At 67.4% G+C, this 23,173-nt stretch carries 19 protein-coding genes and 1 tRNA gene; 8 read left to right on the top strand and 12 right to left on the bottom strand.

The genetic code is table 11. The features are described from left to right. Positions 1–33: 33 nt before the first annotated feature. Genes narI through DFO58_RS13880 form a run of 4 tightly spaced genes read right to left on the bottom strand, consistent with a single transcriptional unit; the run spans position 34 to position 6,846 of the window. Positions 34–801 (bottom strand): respiratory nitrate reductase subunit gamma, encoded by a 768-nt coding sequence (gene narI, locus DFO58_RS13895; RefSeq protein ID WP_120991454.1) that lies wholly within the window; start codon positions 799–801, stop codon positions 34–36. Beyond that, the gene (gene narJ / locus DFO58_RS13890) at positions 798–1,496 is read right to left on the bottom strand and encodes a nitrate reductase molybdenum cofactor assembly chaperone (protein ID WP_120991453.1); all 699 of its coding nucleotides are present in this window, start codon (positions 1,494–1,496) and stop codon (positions 798–800) included. The genes narI and narJ overlap by 4 nt, the downstream gene beginning before the upstream one ends. After that, a complete protein-coding gene (gene narH, locus DFO58_RS13885; RefSeq protein WP_053797335.1) occupies positions 1,493–3,130 on the bottom strand; it encodes a nitrate reductase subunit beta in 1,638 nt (545 codons plus the stop codon). The genes narJ and narH overlap by 4 nt, the downstream gene beginning before the upstream one ends. After that, positions 3,127–6,846 (bottom strand): nitrate reductase subunit alpha, encoded by a 3,720-nt coding sequence (locus DFO58_RS13880; RefSeq protein WP_120991452.1) that lies wholly within the window; start codon positions 6,844–6,846, stop codon positions 3,127–3,129. The genes narH and DFO58_RS13880 overlap by 4 nt, the downstream gene beginning before the upstream one ends. Before the next feature lie 212 nt (positions 6,847–7,058). Here DFO58_RS13880 and DFO58_RS13875 point away from each other — a divergent pair, with 212 nt between their 5' ends. Genes DFO58_RS13875 through DFO58_RS13865 form a run of 3 tightly spaced genes read left to right on the top strand, consistent with a single transcriptional unit; the run spans position 7,059 to position 9,376 of the window. Further along, complete coding sequence (locus tag DFO58_RS13875) at positions 7,059–8,288, top strand: MFS transporter (protein ID WP_120991451.1); 1,230 nt, start codon at positions 7,059–7,061, stop codon at positions 8,286–8,288. A gap of 12 nt (positions 8,289–8,300) precedes the next feature. Continuing rightward, a complete protein-coding gene (locus DFO58_RS13870; protein WP_120991450.1) occupies positions 8,301–8,822 on the top strand; it encodes an NUDIX domain-containing protein in 522 nt (173 codons plus the stop codon). An 11-nt stretch (positions 8,823–8,833) separates the two neighbouring features. Next, complete coding sequence (locus DFO58_RS13865) at positions 8,834–9,376, top strand: YaeQ family protein (RefSeq protein ID WP_120991449.1); 543 nt, start codon at positions 8,834–8,836, stop codon at positions 9,374–9,376. Here the strand turns inward: DFO58_RS13865 and DFO58_RS13860 are convergent. The 4 genes from DFO58_RS13860 to tadA form a co-directional block, all read right to left on the bottom strand. Then, entirely contained in the window at positions 9,373–9,582 is a 210-nt protein-coding gene (locus DFO58_RS13860) for a DUF1653 domain-containing protein (RefSeq protein ID WP_047117982.1), read from the bottom strand. The genes DFO58_RS13865 and DFO58_RS13860 overlap by 4 nt on opposite strands. Positions 9,583–10,414: 832 nt before the next feature. After that, positions 10,415–10,675, bottom strand: coding sequence for a GlsB/YeaQ/YmgE family stress response membrane protein (locus DFO58_RS13855; RefSeq protein WP_047117981.1), 261 nt, complete (start codon positions 10,673–10,675; stop codon positions 10,415–10,417). A 774-nt stretch (positions 10,676–11,449) separates the two neighbouring features. Further along, positions 11,450–11,540: transfer RNA gene (locus DFO58_RS13850), tRNA-Ser, on the bottom strand. Between the two features lie 98 nt (positions 11,541–11,638). Continuing rightward, a complete protein-coding gene (tadA, locus tag DFO58_RS13845; protein ID WP_120991448.1) occupies positions 11,639–12,112 on the bottom strand; it encodes a tRNA adenosine(34) deaminase TadA in 474 nt (157 codons plus the stop codon). Between the two features lie 145 nt (positions 12,113–12,257). On the opposite strand from tadA, the gene upp reads away from it, so the two are divergent. Then, positions 12,258–12,905: a uracil phosphoribosyltransferase gene (gene upp / locus DFO58_RS13840; protein WP_053797341.1), complete on the top strand. Its 648-nt coding sequence runs from the start codon at positions 12,258–12,260 to the stop codon at positions 12,903–12,905. A gap of 105 nt (positions 12,906–13,010) precedes the next feature. Here the strand turns inward: upp and DFO58_RS13835 are convergent, their stop codons facing one another. Together DFO58_RS13835 and DFO58_RS13830 are read right to left on the bottom strand one after the other, a co-directional pair. Further along, positions 13,011–14,528, bottom strand: a complete 1,518-nt coding sequence (locus DFO58_RS13835; RefSeq protein WP_120991447.1) for a HAMP domain-containing sensor histidine kinase — start codon at positions 14,526–14,528, stop codon at positions 13,011–13,013. Then, positions 14,525–15,265, bottom strand: a complete 741-nt coding sequence (locus DFO58_RS13830; protein WP_047117977.1) for a response regulator transcription factor — start codon at positions 15,263–15,265, stop codon at positions 14,525–14,527. The genes DFO58_RS13835 and DFO58_RS13830 overlap by 4 nt, the downstream gene beginning before the upstream one ends. Positions 15,266–15,882: 617 nt before the next feature. Here DFO58_RS13830 and DFO58_RS13825 point away from each other — a divergent pair. The 4 genes from DFO58_RS13825 (at position 15,883) to DFO58_RS13810 (ending at position 20,239) form a co-directional block, all read left to right on the top strand. After that, positions 15,883–16,668 carry a winged helix-turn-helix domain-containing protein gene (locus DFO58_RS13825; protein ID WP_047117976.1) on the top strand — a complete coding sequence of 262 codons (786 nt, stop codon included), beginning with the start codon at positions 15,883–15,885 and terminating at the stop codon, positions 16,666–16,668. Between the two features lie 93 nt (positions 16,669–16,761). Then, positions 16,762–17,286 carry a histidine phosphatase family protein gene (locus tag DFO58_RS13820; RefSeq protein ID WP_120991446.1) on the top strand — a complete coding sequence of 175 codons (525 nt, stop codon included), beginning with the start codon at positions 16,762–16,764 and terminating at the stop codon, positions 17,284–17,286. 187 nt (positions 17,287–17,473) lie between these two features. Continuing rightward, positions 17,474–18,607: a DUF1611 domain-containing protein gene (locus tag DFO58_RS13815; protein WP_286163613.1), complete on the top strand. Its 1,134-nt coding sequence runs from the start codon at positions 17,474–17,476 to the stop codon at positions 18,605–18,607. A 21-nt stretch (positions 18,608–18,628) separates the two neighbouring features. Next, on the top strand, positions 18,629–20,239 hold the full coding sequence (locus DFO58_RS13810; RefSeq protein WP_113607686.1) for an ABC transporter ATP-binding protein/permease: 1,611 nt from the start codon (positions 18,629–18,631) through the stop codon (positions 20,237–20,239). On the opposite strand, the gene DFO58_RS13805 is transcribed toward DFO58_RS13810, so the two are convergent. Next, positions 20,236–20,844, bottom strand: a complete 609-nt coding sequence (locus tag DFO58_RS13805) for a TetR/AcrR family transcriptional regulator (RefSeq protein ID WP_120991445.1) — start codon at positions 20,842–20,844, stop codon at positions 20,236–20,238. The genes DFO58_RS13810 and DFO58_RS13805 overlap by 4 nt on opposite strands. Next, positions 20,841–23,171 carry a YhgE/Pip domain-containing protein gene (locus DFO58_RS13800; RefSeq protein WP_120991444.1) on the bottom strand — a complete coding sequence of 777 codons (2,331 nt, stop codon included), beginning with the start codon at positions 23,169–23,171 and terminating at the stop codon, positions 20,841–20,843. Before DFO58_RS13800 ends, DFO58_RS13805 begins: the two co-directional genes overlap by 4 nt. Between the last annotated feature and the right edge of the window lie 2 nt (positions 23,172–23,173).

Raw genomic sequence — 23,173 nt, 5'->3', positions numbered from 1 at the left:
AGAGTAGTGGAACCGGCACAAATGCTTATACGATTATCGACTGCGCCGTCCGCGATTGTTCGGAGGAGTCGTGATCGGATCCCAGCCGCGGCGTACCGGGCGGGCGCCGGCACCCCGGGACTCATCCCGCGAACGGTAGACGATGTACGGGCGGAACAGGTACGGGATCGGCGCCGAGAACACGTGGACCAGACGGGTGAATGGCCACAACGCGAACAACAGGCATGCGGTGATCACGTGGAGCTGGAAGAAGAACGGAACCTGCTCCATCATTTCCGGGTGGGGCTGGAAGATGATCATCTGCCGAATCCACGGGGAGATCGACTCGCGGTAGGAGTAGCCCGCCCCGAAGACCTGGTACACCAGCGTGGCTAAGGTGCCGAAGAACAGCGTGGCCCCTAGGAACACGTACATGATCTTGTCCATCGGGGTCGTTGCCAGGAAGACCGGGCCGACCGTGCGGCGGCGGTAGATCAGGATCGCCAGGCCGGCCAGCGTCAGGATGGCAGCCGCGGTGCCGAGCCATGTCGCGCCCAGATGGTACATGTGCTCGTCGATGCCGATGGCGTACAGCCATTCGCGCGGGATCAGCAGGCCGACCACGTGGCCGGCGATCACCATCAGGATGCCCAGATGGAACATCGGCGAACCCCAGCGCAGCAGCCGGCTTTCGTAGGTCTGGCTGGAACGGGTGGTCCAGCCGAACTTGTCGAAGCGGTAGCGCCAGATGTGCCCGACGATGAAGACCACGGCGCAGGCGTAGGGAAGCACTACCCACAGCAGAAGCGATCCGGTACTCACGGGTTCCCCCTAGGACTGAACGGTGGAAGGTTTCCAAGGAATGAAAGGCCCACGGTTTCGGTGGGAGGCCCTTCGCTGACCAGCGCCAGCACCCGCTCCTGGGTGGCTGCGTCGACCGGAGGCAGGGACAAAGTGATGGTGCGGACCAGCGGTGCCCAGATGCTGCCAGTCGCTTCCAGCGCGGCGCGCAGCACCTCGATGCCCTCCACATGGGCGGCCAGCAGGGCCTCGGCGATCTCGTCTTCGCTGCGCGCGGAGAATTCCAGCACCGCGGGCAGGTAGTCCGGCAACTCCTCGGCCTCGAAGTCCCAGCCGGCGGCCCGGTACGCCTCGATGAAGGTGACCAACGCGGTGCCGCGCTTGCGGGTGTCCCCGGTAGCGAAGTAGCTCAGGTACAAGCTGCACTTGCGCTTCAAGTCGAAGGTGTCCACGTAGTCGCGCTGCAGCTGCCCGGCCCCGGTCTGCCGGGCGGCGTCGATGAACCCGGCGAAGAGGCCGGCGATCTGCGGGGGAACCCGGACCAGATGGGACTCGAGCTCGTCGAGCCGGGCGAACCAGGCCTCGTCCGGGTAGTCCAGCAGCAACGAGGCCAGCATGTGCACCCTGGAGCGCTCGGAGCGGTTCATCCTCACCGGCTCCAGCCGCCCGGGCAGCGGGCGGGTGGGGGTCGCCCGGTTGAATAGCCGCGGAATCATTTTTTCTCCTCAGGCGGGAACAATCCCTCGGGTTTGCCGTTGCCGTCCCAGTTCAGCAGGTTCACGCGCCCCGGACTGGATGGCCGGTCCGCTGTCTGCCGGTTCTTCAGCGAGTGGAAGTTCTCCACCGCCACCGGGACCGAGGCGCCGGAAGAGGAGCCGAATGGTCCGGCGCCGCCCATGCCAGGGCCGTCCTCGAAGTCCAGCGAGCAGCCCATTTCCTCCAAGTCGTGGGCCTGCTCGGCGTGTGCGGCCGGGATGACGTAGCGTTCCTCGTACTTCGCGATGGCCAGCAGCCGGTACATCTCTTCCATCTGCGCGCCGCTCATGCCCACCGCGTTCGCGATGGACTCCTCGCGCGTATCGTGCAACGAGATGCCGCGCATGTAGGAGCGCATGGCCGCCAGCTTGCGCAGCGACAGTTCCACCGGCGCCGGATCCCCGGCAGCGAACAGCTCCGCCAGGTAGCCCACCGGGATGCGCAGCTTGTCGATCGCGGCGAACAGGTTGTTCACGTCCTCGCCGTCGTTGCCGGTGTTGGTGACCACGTCCACCACCGGGGAGAGCGGCGGGATGTACCAGACCATCGGCATGGTGCGGTATTCCGGGTGCAGCGGCAGCGCGACCTCGTAGTCGCGGATCAGCCGCCAGATGGGGCTGGCCTGCGCGGCGGCGATCCAGTCCTCCGGAATGCCCTCGGCGCGGGCGGCCTCGATGACCGCCGGGTCGTTCGGGTCCAGCAGCACGTTGCGCTGGGCGTCGAGCAGCTGGTGCTCGTCCTCCACGCTGGCTGCCGCGGCCACCGCGTCCGCGTCGTAGAGCACCAGGCCCAGGTAGCGCAGCCGTCCCACGCAGGTTTCGGCGCAGACCGTGGGCAGGCCGACCTCGATGCGCGGGTAGCACAGCGTGCACTTCTCGGCCTTGCCGGTGCGGTGGTTGAAGTAGACCTTCTTGTACGGGCAGCCCGAGACGCACATGCGCCAGCCGCGGCAGGCGTCCTGGTCCACAAGCACGATCCCGTCCTCCGCGCGTTTGTACATCGCGCCCGAGGGGCAGGAAGCCACGCAGGAGGGGTTCAGGCAATGCTCGCAGATGCGCGGCAGGTAGAACATGAAGGCCTTCTCGTACTCGGCCTTCACCTCCTCGCTCATCTTGGCCAGCAGCGGGTCCTGGTCCATGGTCTCCAGCGAGCCGCCCAGGTTGTCGTCCCAGTTCGCGGACCAGGAGATCTTCATGTCCTTTCCAGTCAGTAGCGACTTCGGGGTGGCCACCGGGGTGTGCTCGCCGGAAGGCGAGTTCAGCAGCATGTCGTAGTCGTAGGTCCACGGCTCGTAGTAGTCGTGGATCTCGGGCAGCTTCGGGTTGGAGAAGATGCGCGAGAGCTTGTGGAGGCGCCCGCCGTCGCGCAGCCTCAGCCGACCGCGCTTGTTCAGCGTCCAGCCGCCGCGCCACTTGCCCTGGTCCTCATAGGTGCGCGGGTAGCCGACGCCGGGCCGGGTCTCCACGTTGTTGAACCACACGTACTCCACCCCGGACCGGTTGGTCCAGGCCTGCTTGCAGGTCACCGAGCAGGTGTGGCAGCCGATGCACTTGTCCAGATTCATCACCATGGACATCTGGGCCATGACCTTCATCGGTACTGCACCTCCTGGTTGCGGCGGCGGATCGTGGTGACCTCGTCGCGCTGGTTTCCGGTGGGGCCGAGGTAGTTGAACGCCCAGGCCAGCTGCCCATAGCCGCCGATCAGGTGGCTGGGCTTCATGAGGATGCGGGTCAGCGAGTTGTGGATGCCGCCGCGTTTGCCGCTGGTTTCCGCGATCGGCACATCCACAGTGCGGTCCTTCGCGTGGTACATGTACACCGTGCCCTCGGGCATGCGGTGCGAGACGATCGCGCGGGCGACCACCACGCCGTTGCGGTTGTAGGACTCGATCCACTCGTTGTCCCTCACTCCGATCTTCGCCGCGTCCTGCGGGGACATCCAGATGGTGGGGCCGCCGCGGGAGAGCGAGAGCATGAACAGGTTGTCCTGGTACTCGGAGTGGATGGACCACTTGGAGTGCGGGGTCAGGTAGCGCACCGCGACCTCGGCGTTGCCGGACTGGTGCGAGCCGACCTCGCCCAGCCGCGCGTCGCCGAACAGCCGGTGCATGTCCAGCGGCGGCCGGTAGATCGGCAGCGTCTCGCCCAGCTCCTGCATCCAGTCGTGGTCCAGATAGAAGTGCATGCGCCCGGTGAGCGTGTGGAAGGGCTTGAGGTGCTCGACGTTGATCGCGAACGCCGTGTAGCGCCGACCGCCGTGCTCCGAGCCTGACCACTCCGGGGAGGTGATGACGCTGCGCGGCTGCACCTGCACGTCCTTGAAGGAGATGCGCGAGCCCTCGTGCTCCTCGGAGAGGAACGCCATCTGCTGCCCGGTGTGCTCTTCCAGCTGCTTGAAGCCTGCAGTGGCCAGCCGTCCGTTGGAGGTTCCGGAGAAGGCAAGGATCATCTCGCAGGCCTTCTGGTCGGTGTCCAGCTTGACCGCGCCCTCGGCTGTGGCCCCGTTCAGGCTTCGCAGCGTCTCGATCTCCGGGGCGACCTGGTACTTCACTCCCTTGGTGACCATGCCGAGTTTCCCGGTCAGCGGTCCCAGGGTGCTCCAGCGCTCGTAGAGGTTCGGGTAGTCGCGCTCCACGACCGCCAGCTTGGGCATGGTCAGCCCCGGCACCCGCGGCGCATCCTGCGGCACCTGGCCCTTAACGGTGGCCATGGCATCCGGGGTGTCGTGCTGCAGCGGGGTCGCGACCAGGTCCTTGCGCTTGCCCAGGTGGGTCGCGGCGAACTGCCCGAAGCGCTTGGCCATCTGGCCGAACAGCTCGAAGTCGGTTTTCGTCTGCCACGGCGGGGCGATCGCCGGGTTGAAGGAGTGGATGAACGGGTGCATGTCGGTGGAGGACAGGTCGTACTTCTCGTACCAGGTGGCGGCCGGGAAGACCAGGTCGGAGAACAGCGTGGTGCTGGTCATGCGGAAATCCGCGGTGGCCAGCAGGTCGAGCTTGCCCTCCGGCGCCGCCTCGTGCCAGGCCATGTCCACCGGGCGCGAGCCTTCCGGGGTTTCCGGGGCGCGCACCGAGGCGTCGGTGCCCAGCAGGTGCTTGAGGAAGTACTCGTTGCCCTTGCCGGAGGAGCCCAGGATGTTCGCGCGCCAGATGAGCACCACCCGCGGGAAATTCTGCGGGGAGTCCGGGTCCTCGCAGGCAAAGGCCAGCGAGCCGTCATTCAGCGAGTCCACCACGTGGGCCGCGGGCTCCTTGCCCGCCGCCTCCGCCTCGTCCACCAGGTCCAGCGGATTGCGGTTGAACGTCGGGTAGTCGGGCATCCAGCCGCGCTTGATCGATTCGACCAGGCAGTCGGCGGTGGTGCGGCCGTCGAACTTGCCGGTGGCCAGCGGGGAAGCCAGCGAAGTGGCCGGCAGCCCGTCGTAGCGCCACTGGTCGGTGGCCAAATACCAGAAGGCGGTGCCGATGGTGTGCCGCGGCGGGCGGCCCCAGTCGCCGGCGGCCGCGTACTGCTGGTAGCCGGTGATAGGGCGGACCTTCTCCTGCCCGACGTAGTGCGCCCAGCCGCCGCCGTTCACGCCCTGGGTGCCGGTCATCATGGTCAGCGCCAGGAAGGTGCGGTAGATGGTGTCCGAGTGGAACCAGTGGTTGGTGCCCGCGCCCATCAGGATCATTGAGCGGCCCCCGGACTTCTGGGCGGTGTCGGCGAACTCGCGGGCGATGCGGATCGCCTGCTGCGGCGGGACCCCGGTGTGTTCCTCCTGCCAGGCCGGCGTGCCGACGGTGGAGGCGTCCATGAAGCCCCTCGGCCAGTCGCCGGGCAGCGAATCGCGCCCCACGCCGTACTGGGCGAGCATCAGATCGAATACCGTGGTCAGCTGCTTGCCGGCGATCCTCACCACCGGCACGCCACGGGAGAGCACCCCGGATCCGCCGGCATGCTCCTGCCCGGCCTCGGGGGCAAGGTCGAAGCGCGGCAGGCTGATCGCCGCCGCCTGCCCGTCCCAGCTGTCCAGGTCCATGACCGAGAGCATGGGAGTGATGTCTCCCAGATCCAGGTTCCACTGGCCCTTGTCCGCGCCGGAGAAGCGGTGGCCCAAGGTGCCGCGCGGGACGCGGGCGGTGCCGCTCGCATCCAGCAGGGCGGGCTTGAACGCCGCGTTCTCCTCCTGCTCCAGGCCCAGGTCCGCGGCGGTGAGGAACTTGCCGGGCACCGGGGTGCCGGTGGCGCTGTCGATTTCCACCAGGAACGGAGAGTCGGTGTAGCGGCGCATGTAGTCCTCGAAGGGCGCGGTGCGCTTCTCGACGTAGTGCTCCTTGAGGATCACGTGACCCATGGCCATGCCCAACGCCGCGTCGGTGCCCGGCTGCAGTGCGACCCACTCGTCGGCGAACTTGGTGTTGTCGGTGTAGTCGGGGGAGACGGTGACGACCTTCTGCCCGCGGTAGCGCGCCTCGGCCATGAAGTGGGCGTCGGGGGTGCGCGTGACCGGGACGTTCGAGCCCCACATGATCAGGTACTGCGCATTCCACCAGTCGGCCGATTCAGGCACGTCGGTCTGGTCGCCGAACACCTGCGGGCTGGCCACCGGGAGGTCGGCGTACCAGTCGTAGAAGGAGAGCATGGTGCCGCCGATGAGGTTCAGGTACCTGGAGCCGGCGCCGTGCGAGACCATGGACATCGCCGGGATCGGGGAGAACCCGGCGATCCGGTCCGGGCCGTATGTCTTGACCGAGTAGACCTGGGCGGCCGCGGCGATTTCCAGCGCCTCGTCCCAGGTGGTGCGGATCAGCCCGCCCTTGCCGCGGGCCTTCTTGTAGCTCCTGGCCTTGGCCGGGTCCTCGACGATCGAGGCCCAGGCCTCCACCGGGTCGGGGTGCGCGGCCTTGGCCTCGCGGTACAGCTTGGCGAGCACGTCGCGGATGTACGGATAGCGGACCCGGGTGGGGGAGTAGGTGTACCAGCTGAACGCCGCGCCGCGCGGGCAGCCGCGGGGTTCGTATTCGGGGGAGTCCGGGCCGACGGAAGGGTAGTCGGTCTGCTGGGTTTCCCAGGTGATGATGCCGTCCTTGACGTACACCTTCCAGGAGCAGGACCCGGTGCAGTTCACCCCGTGGGTGGAGCGGACCACCTTGTCGTGAGACCATCGGTCGCGGTAGAAGACGTCGCCTTGGCGCCCTCCGGAAAGGAACATTGCTCGCAGGTCTTCACTGGTATCGCCGCGGCGCAGGAATCTGCCCATGGAAAGCAGCGAATCAGCGAGAGGGCCATCAGTGGCCGGCGGTGTGCGGTGTGGCCGATCTGTCATGGCTGGGTCTCCCTAACTGTGGCTCGTGCCACCAGCTTCGTCCTAAAGTTCGAGAGTTTCAAGGGGTGGGGTTCTAAAAGGTGTAGATCGAGTACCCGGTGTTCACTGGCGCGAATTTAGTCCCGGACTCTGGCGCGGGGCTGGATCTGCGTTTAGGGTGCTCAATAGAAGCTGTGTGAAAACTCTGTAACTTTGCCCCGTGGAGGGTTGAAATGAGCACGAATTCCGCACCGTCATCGGCGACCGCCCAGCCCGAGCTGCGCGGCCAATTTCCGCAGGTTCTGCTGGCCACCCTGGCCAGCGCCGTCGGCTTCTGGGCATGGATGCTGATCGCCCCGATCCAGAAGTACTACTCCGAAGGCATGAACCTTTCCGAGGGCCAGATCTCCCTCATGCTGGCCACTCCCGTGCTGGTCGGAGCGCTCGGGCGCATCGTCACCGGAGCGCTGACCGACCGCTTCGGGGCGCGCAAGATGTTCACCGTGGTGCTGCTGGCGTCGGTGCCGGCCGTGCTGCTCGTGGCGCTCGCCGGAACGATCGGAAGCTTCGTGCTGCTGATCGTCGCAGGCACCCTGCTGGGCATCGCCGGCACCATCTTCGCGGTGGGCGTCCCGTTCTCCAGCGCCTGGTACGAGCCGAAGCGGCGCGGCTTCGCCAACGGCGTGTTCGGCATGGGCATGATCGGCACCGCGGTCTCCGCGTTCTTCACCCCACGGCTGCTCAGCGGCTTGAGCTACTTCGGCACCCACCTGTTCATCGCCGGGCTACTGGTGGCCATGGCCGCGCTGGTGTGGTTCTTCCTGCGCGAGTCCCCGGCCTGGACGCCGAACGCCCAGCCGCTGGTCCCCAAGGTGATGGGAGCGCTGAAACTGCCGATCACCTGGCAGATGTCCTTCCTCTACGGCATAGTCTTCGGCGGGTTCGTGGCCTTCTCCACCTTCCTGCCCAAGTACCTGACCACCATCTATCCCGACCAGGTGGACCCGGTGGGCGCCGGCACGCGCACCGCGCTGTTCGCGGTGGCCGCGGTCATCGCCCGTCCGATCGGCGGCGTGCTAGCGGACAAGTTCGGGCCGAAGGTCATTGCGCTGATCTCGCTGGCCGGCATCGTGTCGCTGGCCTACATCGTGGGCCAGCAGCCGGAGGAAGGCATCCTCACCGGAACCGTGTTCATCCTGATGGCTTCCGCCATGGGTCTGGGCATGGGCGCGGTGTTCGCCTGGATCGGCCCGTCCACCCCGCCGGAGAAGGTCGGAGCGGTCTCCGGCGTGGTCGCGGCCGCCGGCGGCCTGGGCGGCTACTTCCCGCCGCTGGCCATGGGCGCGACCTACCATGCAGAAACCAACTCCTACGCGCTGGGCCTCTGGCTGCTGGTGCTGGTCGGCACCTTCGCGCTGGTGGTCGCCGGAATGCTGCGCGGCTCCCGGGACAAGGCCGCGTAGCAGGCTGGACTCATGGAAGAGCAGGCGGCGCTGTACAGCGGGCAGGGAGCCGTCATCGGCCGGGCCCCGCGGTCCCGGGTGCGGACGGAGAACCTGCGCCACGGCGCCACCGGAATCGTGGTGTTCAACCCGCAGAGACAGGTCTACGTCCACCAGCGGACCTGGAGCAAGGACCTGTACCCCGGATTGTTCGACTTCACCGCGGGCGGGGTCATCCCGGCCGGGGAGGACCCGTTCGACTCAGCGCGCCGGGAGGCGGCCGAGGAGCTCGGGGTGCGCGGCCAGCTGGTGAGCCTGGGCCAGGCGGACTACGCCGACGCGCACGCCAGGTACCGCGCGTTCCGCTATTGGACGATCGCTCCCGGCCCGCTGGAACTGCAGGCCGCGGAGGTGCTGGGCGGGGAATGGATGGAGGTTTCCGAGCTGCTCGCCCAGGTCGACGCCGAGCGCTGGCGCTTTATGCCCGACGCGGTCGCGTTGTTCCTGCCGTGGATTGCATCCCTGGAGGCGCTGCCGCCGGCCGCCGGCCGGTAAAATCGTGAACCATGGCTATTGGCGCAACTATACGGACCTTTGACATCCAGCTCTCCGACATGGATCGAGGGGTGTACGAGGAACTGTCCCTGCGCGTGGCGCAGCACCCTTCGGAAACCGACGCCTACTTGGTCACCCGGGTGCTGGCGTACTGCCTGGAATTCGAGGACGGCATCGCCTTCGCCGCGGCCGGGGTGTCCAACGGCGAGGAGCCGGCCGTGCTGGTCAAGGACCTCACGGGCCTGACCACCGCCTGGATCGAGGTCGGCGCGCCTGACGCGCAGCGCCTGCACGCCGGCAGCAAGCTGGCGGACCGTGCGGCCGTCTACTCCCACCGCGACCCGCAGCGGCTGCTGGCCTCCTGGAGCGGGAAAACCATCCACCGTGCCGAGGACATCGTGGTGCGTTCCTTCGACTCGAAGTTCGTCGACGCTGCCGCGGCAGAGCTGACCCGCCGCAACATCATGTCCCTGTCGGTCACCGAGGGCCAGCTTTACCTGGAGCTCAACGGCGCCTCGCTGGAAACCCAGATTCAGGAACACCAGATCGGCTAGGCGATGCGTCGGAAGCGGGGGCCCTCGTAGTCCCCGCGCTCGACGAGGTCGTCGAACATCTCCAGCGGGCGGGCCCAGAAGCTGTAGTCGCCGTAGAGCGTGCGGTAGAAGACCAACTGCTCCTCGGTCTCGCTGTGCCTGCCCACGGCGAGCACCTCGTAGCGCTGTCCCTTGAAATGCTCATAGATTCCGGGTTCGATGCCCATGGATACGATCCTTCTGAAATGTTGTTGATCTGCAGATAGTGCGCGCGGATGGAACCGCGCGGCAACCGAATGGCATCTCCCGGGCGCGGTGGCCACGGGCCGTTTGGATGCGACCGGTCCGCCGGGGTTTTTGGTTCGCCGTGGCGTTTGGTCCGCGATTCGTCTTGCGGGTATCGCTGGCTGCGACATATGGCTCAAGCACGACGATGCGAAAGGCACCATCATCATATCTACGGCGGAACAACAGCGGCCTCCGACCTTCCCGAGCGGAAGAAGTCGATACTTGACGCGATCTAAACTGAGGCGCACTGGCGGGAAATCCCCACCGTCGATACTTGCTTCCCCATCCGTTTCATTTTGGATTTTCAGGAAGTGGAAAAGTCAGCAGGCTAGCGATCTTCGACCGGAAAGGATTTCGATTTTCGCCAAAACAACCAGCATCACGCATCTGCGGAGAATGGGATTGCCCATGGCCAACCATCCAGACGCAGGTAATCTCATTGCAAGAAGTGCCGTGCCACGTAGGCGCGCAGAGGCCTCTGTGCAGGCGACTGATATCTGGGGGGATACGGTGATCTACCACTTCTTCGGCTGGTCTCTGGTGCTGTGATGGCGGCAGAGACCAGCTTTCTAATTTGCCCCCCAACCGAATGCCAAAGATGCCTCTTCTCGTGCATATGGGCCGCGAGCATGCTTGAAAGCCAAGACCCTCCCCGTGACCGTGCCGGCCGGCGAAAGTGGCATTGAAGAGCCAATCCTGAGTTGGTGGAGAGCGATCAATGGAGCAGGGGTCCTACTTCGCAAAGTAGGACCCCTGTCCTTGTCGTGCAGGCTAGGCCCGTTTACGCGTAAGCAGTCCCCAAATAATGAGGACGAGCAGCGAACCACCGATGGCCAGCAACCACGTCGAAAGCGACCAGAATTCGTTCACTCCGACACCGAATGCCGCGGAACCAATCCAGCCACCAATGACGGCGCCGACAACGCCGAGGAGCAACGTGGCGATCCAGCCGCCACCCTGCTCGCCTGGCTTGATCGCCTTAGCAATCGCACCGGCGATGAGGCCCAAAACAATCCAACCAATGAAACCCATAACTTCCTCCTAGTGGATCGAGTGACTTCGTTCAGCATCTGGACTGAGATGCACTTTATGAACGATAGCGTACCGACCAGTATGTGGTAAGCATGGACACGAGGGCATTTATTAGGCATTCGCCGAAATTCGGTTGTCTGCTGCGCAATATTGACGCTTGTGCCATCCGCGACAGCATCCGTTGTGTCTACGATATCGGCTTGCGACAACTGGTTGCAGAGTAAAGCAATCCATCTGCGTGCCTCGATTGTTCGGTGCACGGTTCAGTTCGACGCCACAGATTATCGCCCTGGCATTCTGGGAAGGGTGAACAGGGTTAGGGGGTGTCGGGGAAACTTAGTGTTCAAGTCCTGCCGTTGCCAAAGAAAAACAGGATCCTGCGTATTGAGGCGGGAGCTGGTCGGCGTGTGGAGGTGTTTCGGGCCCAGTAGGCAATGCCTGTTCCTTCTCCGACCCGATGAGCCCCTTGCCTCATCCAGCCGGAGGAGGACTGGGTTCTGCACCCGGGCTCCTGAGGGCACGCGTGCGTAGCCCGTCCGGCAGCCCCGGCAGGCTAGTGGTGTATTTCGTCCTGCTTACGCGATGCTCACAAAGGACACCTCAGACTGAGGTTTCCTGGGCGCAAGCGTGCGGGCCGGCGTGGTGGTGGAAGCCGTTCTCGCCATGCATGAGGGACATGCCACGGCGACCTTCCACTGGACGACGCGCCCGCACCCGGTGCGCAGCGTCGGATCGTTAAAAGAAGAAAACCCCTAGCTAACTAGGGGTTTTCATTGGCGGTGACGGTGGGATTTGAACCCACGGTACGGGGTTACCGTACACAACATTTCGAGTGTTGCACCTTCGGCCGCTCGGACACGTCACCAGACCTGATAACTCTATAACGAACATCTGGCGAATGCCAAAACGAAGGGGCTCCAATCGGGCGCAAGTGGCCCGAAACACAGTTTTCCCGGCTGCGGCTCAGCGCTTGGATCTGAAGAAGTCGCGCAGCAGGCCGGCGCATTCCTGCTCCCTGACGCGGGGATAGACCTCGACCCAGTGGTTCAGCCGCGGTTCGCGCACGATGTCGAACACCGAGCCGCAGGCCCCGGCCTTCTCGTCCCAGGCGCCGAACACCACCCGCGGGATGCGCGCGAGCACGATCGCTCCGGCGCACATCGCGCAGGGTTCCAGCGTGACCACCAGGGTGCAGTCCTCCAAGCGCCAGCCGTCGTCCTCGCCGCGCGCGGCCAGGGCGGAGACCGCGTTGCGGATGGCGACGACCTCGGCGTGGGCGGTGGGGTCCTTCAGGGCTTCGCGTTCATTGCGGCCGGTGGACAGCAGCTTTCCGTCGGGGGAGATGACCACCGCGCCGATGGGGACGTCGTCGGTGGCCAAGGCGGCCCGGGCCTCGTCCAGCGCGAGGTCCATCCAGGCTTCGTGTTCACGGTTCATAGTGCTCCAACCATACGTGTTCGGGTGCCGCCGCCGGGGACGGCGGGCGGTTTTACTGTTCGCTTGGGCACATAATCCGGATTTCCGTCGGGGAATTGCCGGAATTCCTCGATCGGGCAAAGGCCGGGCTGATAGATTTTGATGCATGCGCGTACAGGTAGTCGACCACCCGTTGGTGGCACACAAGGTCTCAGTTCTTCGTGACAAGAACACCCCGTCCTCGATTTTCCGCCAGCTGACCGATGAACTGGTCACCCTGCTGGCCTACGAGGCCACCCGCGAGGTGAAGACCGAGCAGGTCGAGGTCGTCACCCCGGTCGCGGTCACCACCGGTACCACCATCGCCAAGCCGACCCCGCTCGTCGTCCCGATCCTGCGCGCAGGCCTGGGCATGCTCGAAGGCATGACACGCCTGGTGCCGACCGCTGAGGTCGGCTTCCTGGGCATGGCCCGCAACGAGGAAACCCTGGACATCATCACCTACGCCGACCGCGTTCCGAACGACCTGTCCGGACGCCAGGTGTTCGTGCTGGATCCGATGCTGGCCACCGGCGGCACCCTGGCCGAGGCCATCAAGTTCATCTTCGAGCGCGGCGCCAGCTCGGTGACCTGCATCTGCCTGATCGCCGCGCCGGAGGGCGTCGAACGCCTGAAGTCGATCCACGGCGACGACGACCGCGTGCACGTGGTGCTGGCCTCGCTGGACGAGAAGCTGGACGATAAGTCCTACATCATCCCGGGCCTGGGAGATGCCGGCGACCGCTTGTACGGCGTCACCCCGCCGATCGCCTAGTTTTCCGGCGCCGGCGGTTCTCCGCCGGACAACGCGAAAGGGGCTGCCCGCACCACTGGTGCGGGCAGCCCCTTTCTCAATCCCCGATTCGCTCCTGCCACTGGGCTAGACCGAGGCCTTGGGGGAACGTCCGGATGAGCCGGCGGGTTCGGCGTCCTGGTCGATGAGCGGGAGCCTGACCTCGAAGACGGTGTCCCCGGGGACCGAGCGCACCGAGATGCTGCCGCCATGGGCTTCCACGATGCTCTTGGCGATCGGCAGGCCCAGGCCGGTGGTGCCGTCCGAGCCGGAGCGGGCCTTGTCCGCGCGGGTGAAGCGCTCGAAGACCGTGGGCAGGAAATCCGCGTCGATGCCTTCGCCGGTGTCGTGCACCAGCAGCACCGCCTCGTTGGTGTCCGGGTCCTGGCGGACCGTGGCGGTCACGGTGTTGCCCGGGCTGGTGTGCTTGCGGGCGTTGGCCAGCAGGTTCGTGATCACCCGGCGCAGCGAGGAGGAGTCGGCGTAGACGAAGGTCTGCGGGTCCTGGCAGTCGAACTCCCAGATGTGGTCGTCCGCGGTGACCTTGAAGTCCTCGGTGATGTCGGCGGTGAGCAACCCCAGATCCAGCTTGGTGCGGCGGAAGGCGTTCGCCTCGTCCAGCCGGGCCAGCAGCAGCAGGTTCTCCACCAGCGAGCCCATGCGGTGGCTCTGCTGCAGCACCCGCTCCACCGAACGCTGCCCGTCGGGGGAGAAGTGCTCGGTCGCGGCGAGCAGCTCGGTGTAGCCGCGGATGGAGGACAGCGGGGTGCGCAGCTCGTGCGAGGCGTCGGCGACGAACTGGCGCATCTGCGCCTGCGACTTCTCGCGGGCGGTCAGCGCCGTGGAGACGTTGTCGATCATCGCGTTCAGGGCGTAGCCCACGTTGCCGACCTCGGTGCCCGGGGTCGCGTCCTCCTCGGCCACGCGCTGGGTCAGCTCGACCTTGCCCGAATCCAGGTCGGTGTCGGCCACCGAGGCCGCCACCCCCGCCACGCGCTTGAGCGGAGCCAGCGAGCGGCTGATCAGCCAGGAACCGGCCAGGCCCGCGCCGACGATCAGGATCATCGCGATGAACAGCGTCAGCCAGGCCATTTCGCGCAACGCCACGTCGGTGTCGGACAGCGGCAGGCCGACCACCAGCACGGTGTTGGTGCCGGCGTCCTGCACCGCGACCAGGTAGTAGTCGCCAACCGTCAGGTTTGCGCGGCGCGGGTGGAATGCTCCGGGGGTGTGCAGGTCGCTGACCGGCAGCTGCACCATCGGGATGGCGTCCTGCTGGCCCAGCTGCTTGAATTCACCGGTCTTCTTGTCCAGCACGCCGCCGACGAAGACCAGCCGGTCGAAGCGCGCGGTGAGCGTGCCGGCGGACTGGCCGGGGGCCTCGATCCGGCCGTTGCCGGCTTCCTGCGAGTAGTTCAGGGCGCGCTCGGTGGTCAGCTTGAGCTGGTCGCCGAGCTGGTCCATGAGCGTCTGGCGCATGCCGGCGTTGTAGAGCAGCCCGAGCAGCGCGGAGACTGCCGTGACCGACGTGAGAAGGATGATCATCAGCTTGCGCTGCAGCGCATGCGGAGAACTCACCTTCGGGGTGGTGGTGAACATGCTCATGCAGCGGGCTTCAAAACGTATCCCACGCCGCGCACGGTGTGAATCATCGGTTCGGCGTCGACGTCGATCTTCTTGCGCAGGTAGGAAATGTACAGTTCAACGATGTTCGCCTGGCCGTCGAAGTCGTAGTGCCAGACATTGTCAAGGATCTGCGACTTGGACACCACGCGGCGCGCGTTGTTCATCAGGTAGGAAAGCAGGTCGAACTCGGTGGCGGTCAGCTGGATCTCGCGTCCGGCGCGGGAGACGTCGTGGGAGTCGAGATTCAGCACCAGGTCGCCGACCACCAGCTCCGCGGTATCTGCGGTGGTGGCTCCGGAGCGCTCGACCAGGCGGTGCAGGCGGATCAGCACCTCCTCCAGGCTGAAGGGCTTGGCGACGTAGTCGTCGGCGCCGGCGCCCAGGCCTTCAATGCGGTCCTCGACTGCATCCTTGGCGGTCAGGAACAGCACCGGGACGTCGGGCAGGTGGGTACGGACCTTGCGCAGCACCTCGGGACCGTCGAAGCCCGGCAGCATCCAGTCCAAGACCAGGACGTCAGGGGTGAAGGAACGTGCGGTGGCGACGGCTTCGGGGCCGTCATGGGCCATGGTCGCTTCCCACCCGAGCATGCGGGTTCCCATGGCTACCAGTTCGGCGAGCGATGGCTCGTCGTCAACCACCAGTACCTTGATCGGCGTGCCGTCCGGATGGGTGAGACGTGGAAGCTGGGCGGGAGAGAATCGGGAATCGTTCATATTTAAGAGCATCCCCTATTGCCTTGGGCTGACTTTATGATTTACCTGTGCAGAAGCTATGTCCACATGACGATTTTATGCGAGATATTTGCAATCAGATAGTGCTTAATTTGGTCAAGGGTGCAGAACGGCGAATGTTTGAAGTGTGAACATCGAATGTCAATGAATGAATATTCAGACCTCTGCATAGGGTAGGCATACTGCGCATTGATCCAAAAAATCCTGAACATATTGAGTAGTTAAGCGCTTAGATCGCCATGTTTTGCCTAAAGTGGCGCACGTCACTTTCGGACGCATCCGTCTCACATCGTGGACATGGGTGCTTATTGTTACTTGCAAGTTCCCAATGTTACGAGGAAACTAGAGGTGTGAGTAAGGCGCAGAGCAGTAAATGGAACCCCGGCGGGACATCGCCGCTGGCCTCCCTTTGCTGTTGTCGAATGCTCGGCGTCAGCGGCACCGCATCGAATTTCTGAGTTACTGGAATTCGGTTCACGGGCAGCCGTTGACGGGAAACCCAACTGCTGCTGGTGGACGAAGGCCGCTGGCAGCGCAAGCAAAACCCGAAGCATCAGCGCCAAATCACTTGGCCTTCGCACACATAGAGGAAAAGCAATATGTCGGCAGGATCCGGATACGTTCACGTTTCAATTCGCAATGCCCAGAACCGGGCAGCGGCGGCGCAGCGCGCGGCCGCAGGAAGCTATGCCCCGGCAGGCTATCGCCCGCTGCGCGCCGTTTCCAACGTGCATGAGACCCGCGAACCAATGCATCAGCCTGCCGCCGCACCTGTCCAGTCAGCAGGAGCCCAGAGCGCTGACACCTCGGCCCGCGGCTTCGTGCTGTATGTAGGCCTGGACGAAGCGGCAGCCCAGGCCCAGGGCACCTCGCTGGGCAAGCTGGCCACCCAGGTGCGCGCCTTCCTGGCGACCCTGTCGCCGCAGGCCCAGACCCACGCGGCCGTGGCACTGGCACCGACCAGCGCCCAGGGCGAGCCGATCGACGTCGTGCGCCAGGCGCTGGGCGATCCGACCCTCTCCCGCCGCCCGCGCGCCGAGGCGCGCCCGAGCACCCCGCGTCCGTCGGGCGTGCTGATCGACCTTTCGCGCCGCGAGGTCTACCTGGACGGCGAGACCCTGAACCTGACCTTCAAGGAATTCGAGCTGCTGAACTTCCTGGTGGAGAACGGCACCCGCACCGTGGGCCGCGAGGAGCTGCTGGAAAACCTGTGGCGCAATGCCGACGAGGTGCCCAACGAGCGCACCATCGACGTGCACATCCGCCGCCTGCGCTCGAAGCTGGGCCGTCTGGCGAACACTGTGCGCACCGTGCGCGGCCAGGGCTACCGTTTCTACGAGCACCCGGAGGTCGTTGTCTGGGCGGCGCCGGAATACTCCATCTAGTCTTCGGAGTCGGCGTCCCTGGGCGGGACGAACCGGCGGCGCGGCGGGCAAACCATTGGGTGTGCCCGCCGCGCTTGTCTTAAGCTGGGGACTATGAATGCTGCCCAGACCCGCCGCCTGATCCTGATGCGCCATGCCAAGGCGGACTACCCGCTGGGCGTGCCCGACCACGAGCGCCCGCTGGCCTCGCGCGGGAACCGCGAAGCCCCCGCCGCCGGGGCCTGGCTCGTGGAGAACGACCTCATCCCGGACTACATCATCTGCTCCGACGCGCTGCGCACCCGGGCGACCTGCGCCTGGGTGCTCTCCGAGCTGGGGGAGAAGGGCCCGACCCCGTACATCGACTCGCGCATATATACCGCCTCGGTCTCCGCGCTGTGCTCGATCATCAACGAGGTGCCGGACACCGTGGGCACGCTGCTGGTCATCGGGCACCAGCCGGTGCTGCAGGAGCTGGCGCTGCGCCTGGCCTCGGCCGACTCCGACGAGGAAGCGGTCTACGAGCTGGCGATGAACTACCCGACCCTGGGCACCACGGTGCTGGAGACCGGCCACCCCTATTCGCATTTGGACGCGCGCGACGCGAAGGTCACCCACTTCGCCGTTCCGCGCCCATGAAGCCCGGGCAATCCGCGGGTCGGACGCCTGCGGCCCAAGATGAGAAAACCCTCACGGGATTCTCCTGACGATCTCATCGGATGTCCACGTTCGGTTAACCCTGTGCGACTTCACTGTAAATAGTCGAGCCGAACGGCCGGCCGCGGGGCGCAGGATCCCCGTGGAAAGCGAGCAAGGAGAACCCGCCATGGGTATTGCACCAATCATCGAAGAGCACCCAACCCCGTCGGCCGCGCCGTCGAGCGACCGCCAGGAGCTGGGCGCCCGCACCGTGGCCGCCATCCGCACCGCCTACACCACCCGCTTCGTCGGCGCGCAGCTGCAGCGCAACCCGGGCGACTTCCATCTTCTGGGCGGCGCCGCGCTGGCCCCTGCCGCCGGAGACGTGGTGGTGGCCCGCGTGACCGAGATCGGCCAGCACACCGCGCTGCAGTCGGCCGAGGGCCGCCGCCAGAAGCTGTTCATCGGCCAGCTGGTGCTGGTGGCCTACGGCGACCGCTACGCCCCTGACCAGTTCCTGGCCCACGTGCCGCTGGACCTCGGCCCGTGCCAGCTGGTGGCCGGCGGCGGCGTGGCAAGCCGCGTGGAATCCATGCACGCCTCGATCGACGCCGCCACCGAGCTGGAGCCGGTGGGCCTGCTGGCCCGCGACGGGCAGGTCGTGAACCTGGCCGACTTCGCCCCGCTGCAGGTGCACACCCCCTCGGCCGGCGCGAGCGCGCAGCCGGCCCGGACCGGCGTGCCGGTCATCGCGGTGCTGGGCACCTCGATGAACTCGGGCAAGTCCACCACCCTGGGCTGCCTGGTCAACGGGCTGACCAATGCCGGGCTGGATGTTGCAGCCGGCAAGGCCACCGGCACCGGAGCCGGCAACGACCCGAACCTCTTCAAGGACGCCGGCGCGGTGTCAGTGGCCGACTTCACCGACTTCGGCTACCCGACCACCTACATGGTGCGCTACGAGCAGGTCCGCGACCTGCTGGTGGCGATGATCCGCGAGCAGGCCGCCACCGGCGCCGACGTGGTCGTCATCGAGATCGCCGACGGATTGTTCCAGGGCGAGACCTCCCGCCTGCTGAACGACCCGGTCTTCTCCCGGCACGTGGACCGGGTGCTGTTCAGCGCCCAGGACGCGCTGGGCGCGCTGGCCGGCGAGCAGATCCTGCTCTCCGCCGGACTGGACCTGGCCGCGGTCTCCGGGCGCCTGACCGCCTCCCCGCTGGCCGCCGACGAGGCCCGCGCCAACCTGCGCACCCAGGTCATCGACACCTTCGAGCTGTGCGACCCGCAGGTCGCCACGGCGCTGCTGCCGCGCTCCTAGCCGCGGCGGCGAAGGCAAGCCATGCAGGAGAAGACGGACACCGGGATGGGCGAGCGGGCGCGGCGCGGCAAGCTGCCGGCCCTGTGGGCCCCCGGACGCCGGGCGGCGCTGTCGTGGCTGCTGGGCCTGGGGCTTGGCATGGGCGCGCTCACGGTGCTGCTGGCCTGGCTCACCGGGCAGCTGACCCGCGCCTTCACCGTTTCCGGGCTCTGGCTGGTGCTGGGCCTGGCGCTCGCGTTCGGGCTGGGCAAGTTCGCCGAGCGGGTGCTGGCCGAGAAGCTGGGGCAGCACTACGTGGCGCAGCTGCGCGGCGGGCTGCTGAAGCAGTCGCTGACCGCCGACCGGGCCCCGGGGCTGGGCATCACCGTCGCCCGCTCCACCAACGACCTCTCCTCGGTGCGCAACTGGGTGATTCAGGGCATCGTGCCGCTCATGGCGGGCATCCCGCTGCTGCTCTTCGCGCTGGCCGGGCTGTACCTCAGCGCGCCGCCGCTGGCGCTGGCGCTGCTCATCCCGCTGGGACTGGAACTGCTGCTGCTCGGGGTGCTGGCCCCGGGAGCCTACGGCGCGGCCCGGGTGCTGCGCCGGCGCCGCGGGGCGCTGGCCTCGCGGATCGCCGAAACCCTGGGCGCCGCCACCTCCGTGCGGGCCGCCGGGGGCGTGGGGCGCGAGGTGGGCCGGCTGCAGGACACCGCCGGTCGCATGGCAGCCGCCGCAGTGCACCGCGCGCGATTCGCCGGGGCGCTGCGCGCCAGCGCGCTGGCCGTGCCGCTGATGGGCAGCGTGCTGCTGGTGGGCCTTGCCTCCAGCGCCGGGCTGCCGGCCTCCGCGATCACCAGCGGACTGCTGCTGCTGGGCATCAGCAGCGCGGTGCTCGGGGAATTCGGGCGCATGGTCGAATACCGGCAGAACTACAAGGCCGCCCGGCGGATCCTGGCCCCGCTGCTGGCCCAGTTGGCCGCGCGCGGCACCGGCGCCGGGACCCGGCTGCCGGTGGGCGCGCCTGGCAACACCCCGGACGTGGTGCGCCTGCAGCCGGCCGCCGGCCCGGACGGGCGGGCCTGGCCCACGCTGCTGGCAGGTCCGGGCGAGCGCATCGAGGTGGGCGGCGGCCGGGCCGCGCAGCAGCTGCTGCACCGGCTGGCCACCACCGGGCTGGCCTCGGATCCCCAGCCCCACGGGGCCTGGGTGGGCGGACGGAACCTCGGGCTGGTCCCCGAACGCAGCCGGCGCCGGCTGCTGGGCGCCGCGCTGTCAGGGATGGTGCTCGAACGCGGGTCCATCGCCCGCGCGCTGCGCTACCGGCGCCCGCAGGGAAGCCTGGAGGAGGCGCTGCGGCTGGCGCAGCTGTTCGGGCTGGATGTCGACGAGCTGCCCGACGCGGAGGCGACCATGCTGCGCCGCGGCGGCGAACCGCTGGACGACGCGCAGCGCGCCGGGCTGCTGCTGGCCCGGGCGCTGCTGGAGAAGCCGGCGCTGCTGGTGCTCGACGGGCTGCCGGGGGCGCTGTTGCCGGGCGCGGCCCGCGAGGCGGGCAGGCTGCTGCAGGACTACCCGGGGGTGCTGCTCTACCGCGGGACGCTGCCCGGACTGCAGCCCACCCGCGGCTGGGAACCGCAGGCGCGCACCTAGCGAGCGTCCCGGGACATCGCGCGCAGCCCGTGCACCGTGGCCATCACCGCCAGTGTATTGGTGTCCAGATCCGGCGGCGCCTCGCCGTCGGACCGTTCGCGCGCGGTGAGCAATGCGGCGCCGAACATCGCGCGGGCGGAAGCGGCCAGCAGCGGCTCGGGCACCTGCACCGCGCGGCGCAGCGCCTCGGTGATCTGGTCGGTGATCCGGTGGCGGAACTCCTGCACCTGCTCGCCCCACGGGCTTTCGCCGCGCTGCTGCTCGCTGACCCACAGCTGGGCGTAGGAGGGGTACTCCTGCACGAAGCCGAACGCGGAGCGCACCATCGCCTCCAGCGCCGCCATCGGATCCTCGACCGCCGCGTCCCGGCCCAGCTGGTCCAGCAGGTTGCGCGCGCCGAACTCCAGCAGCGCGCCGATCATCTTCTCCTTGGAGCCGAAGTTGTAGTAGACGGTGCCCTTGGAGACTCCCGCGGCGCGGGCGATCTCGTCGACCGACACTGCGTTGACCCCGCGCCGGCCCAGCAGCGCCATCGAGGCGGCGAACAGCCGCTCCTTCGAATCGGTGGCGCGCACCCGCGGACGGGCGCCGAACTGCCCGGTCATTCGCCCAGCTCCGGCTGCAGGGTCTTCAGCGTCCAGGTCTTGTGCAGGCGCACCGCCAGCAGGCTGCAGCCCAGGCCCAGCAGGGTGTAGCCAACCAGCACGCCGCCGATGGCCGACAGCATGCCCAGGTCCGCCCCGTACATCAGGTGGCGCATGCCCAGCACCACCGAGCTCATCGGCAGGATCTGGTGCAGCACGTGCAGCGGCTCGGGCAGCGTCTCCCAGGGGAAGGTGCCGCCGGCGGTGACCAGCTGCAATACCATCAGCACCAGCACTACGAACTTGCCAGCGGTGCCCAGCAGGGCGTAGATGCCCTGGATCAGGGCGCTGAAGCACAGCGCCGCGAGCAGGAACAGGCCCCAGGTCAGCCACGGGTGGGCGGTGTTCAGGCCGAGCCCGAAGTGCACCACCGCGAACAGCAGGCTGGTCTGCAGCAGCGCCAGCCCGGCGAAGGGCAGCCAGCCGCCGATGGCGATCTTCCAGTTCACGCCGTTGGAGGCCAGCGCGCGAGTGGTGATCGGGCGGACCACCTGGGTCAGGATCAGCACGCCGATGAACGTCGCCAGGGTCATGAAGAACGGGGCCAGCCCCTCGCCGTAGGCGTGCGCCTCGGCCTGCTTCTGCTGGGTCACCGAGACCGGGTCGCCGATCACGTTCGCCAGCTTGTCGCTGGTCTTCGCATCCGGGTCGGGGACCTTTCCCACGCCGTCCGCCAGGCCGCTGGACAGCTCGCCCGAGCCGTCCTCCAGCTGGGTGGTGCCGTCGGAGAGTTCGCCGACGCCGTCGGAGAGCTGCACCAGCCCGGAGTGCAGCGCCCCGGAGCCGTCCACCAGCGCCCCGGCGCCGGAATCCAGCTCGCCGGCTCCCGAGGCCGCCTGGGTGGCGCCGTCCAGCGCGTCGTGCTGGCCGCCGGCCAGGGTCGAAGCCCCGGAAGCCAGGGTCTTGGCGCCGGACGCCAGGTCGGAGCCGCCGTCGGCGGCCGTGGAGATGCCCTCCACCAGGGAGGGGACCGCGGCGTTGAGCTTGCCGGTGCCCGCGGACAGGGTGCCCAGGCCCTTGGCGAGCTCGGCATTGCCGTCGGCCACCTGCTGGGAGCCGCCGGCCAGCGCGTCAAGGCTTGACTGCACGGCGCCCAGCTCGGCGCGGACCTTCGCCGCCTCGTCCTTCACCGCCTGGCTCGCGGTCGAGTCGTCCACGGCGCCGGCGAGGTCCTTGGCGATCTTCTCCGCCTGTTCTTCGCTCAGCGCGCCGGAGGCCACGAGTGCATCCAGGCGCTGGGACATCGCATCTTCCACCTGGCCCAGCCGGTCCTTCGCGTCGACCTGCAGCTGGTCGATCACCTCGATGGCCCCGTCCGCGGTGGCGGCGAGCTTGGCATTGCCGTCGGCGACCTGCTTGGAGCCGGCGGCCAGCTGGTCGGCGGCCTTCTTGGCGCTGTGCGCTCCGTCATCCAGCCGCTTTACCGAGTCAGGCAGCGCGGCGGTCTTGGACTCCAAGGTGTCCAGCCCGGCGGAGAGCTTGCCTGCGCCGGCGGAGAGTTCGGCGGCGCCGGAGGCGAGCGAGTCGGCCCCGTCGGCCAGCTTGCCCTGCCCGGCGACCAGCGAATCCAGCCCGGTGCTCAGCGAGCTGGTGCCGGCCTTGAGCGCGAGCGTGCCGTCGGCCAGCTGGGAGCTGCCGTCCACCAGCTTGGTGGTGCCGTCGGCCAGGGTGAGCACGCCGTCGCCCAGGGACAGGGTGCCCTCGTAGACCTGCTTGGCGCCGTCGGCGGCCTCGCCCATCGACTGGTGGATGTCCACGAAGCCGGCGATCATGGCGGAGGCGGTTTCGGTGCCGACCTCATTGGCCACCGAGGTGCGCACCTCGCCGGCCAGGGTCTTGGCGAAGTTGCTGACCATGAAGTTGTTCGCGTCGTTGGTCAGCAGCTCGATGTCCGCCTGGGTGGCGTCCTTGAAGTCCCCCGGGGAGGTCAGCGCCGCGGAGAAGTCCTCGGGCAGAATCATCGCGAAGGCGTAGGTGCCGTCGGAGACCGCCTGCTCGGCCGCTTCGCGGGTGTCCAGCTGGGCCCAGCTGAAGGTGCCGTCCTCGTCCAGCGACTCGACCACGGTGTCGCCGACCTGCTTCTCCTTGCCGTCGACGGTGGCGCCCTCATCGAGGTTGACCACCGCGGCGGTGACATTGTCCAGGTTGGACTGCGGATCCCAGTTGGCGTAGAGGTAGAGCGCGCCGTACAGCAGCGGCACGCAGGTGATGGCGATGAGCGCGAGCTTGGGCAGCGTGCCGCGGGTCATGCGCTTGAGTTCGGAAAGCGCCAGACGCAGTGTCGTCATGG

Source organism: Arthrobacter sp. AG1021 (genome assembly GCF_003633665.1).
Lineage (GTDB): Bacteria > Actinomycetota > Actinomycetes > Actinomycetales > Micrococcaceae > Glutamicibacter > Glutamicibacter soli.
The sequence above is the reverse complement of the archived record's forward strand: the minus strand, read 5'-3'. Positions and strand labels throughout refer to the sequence as shown.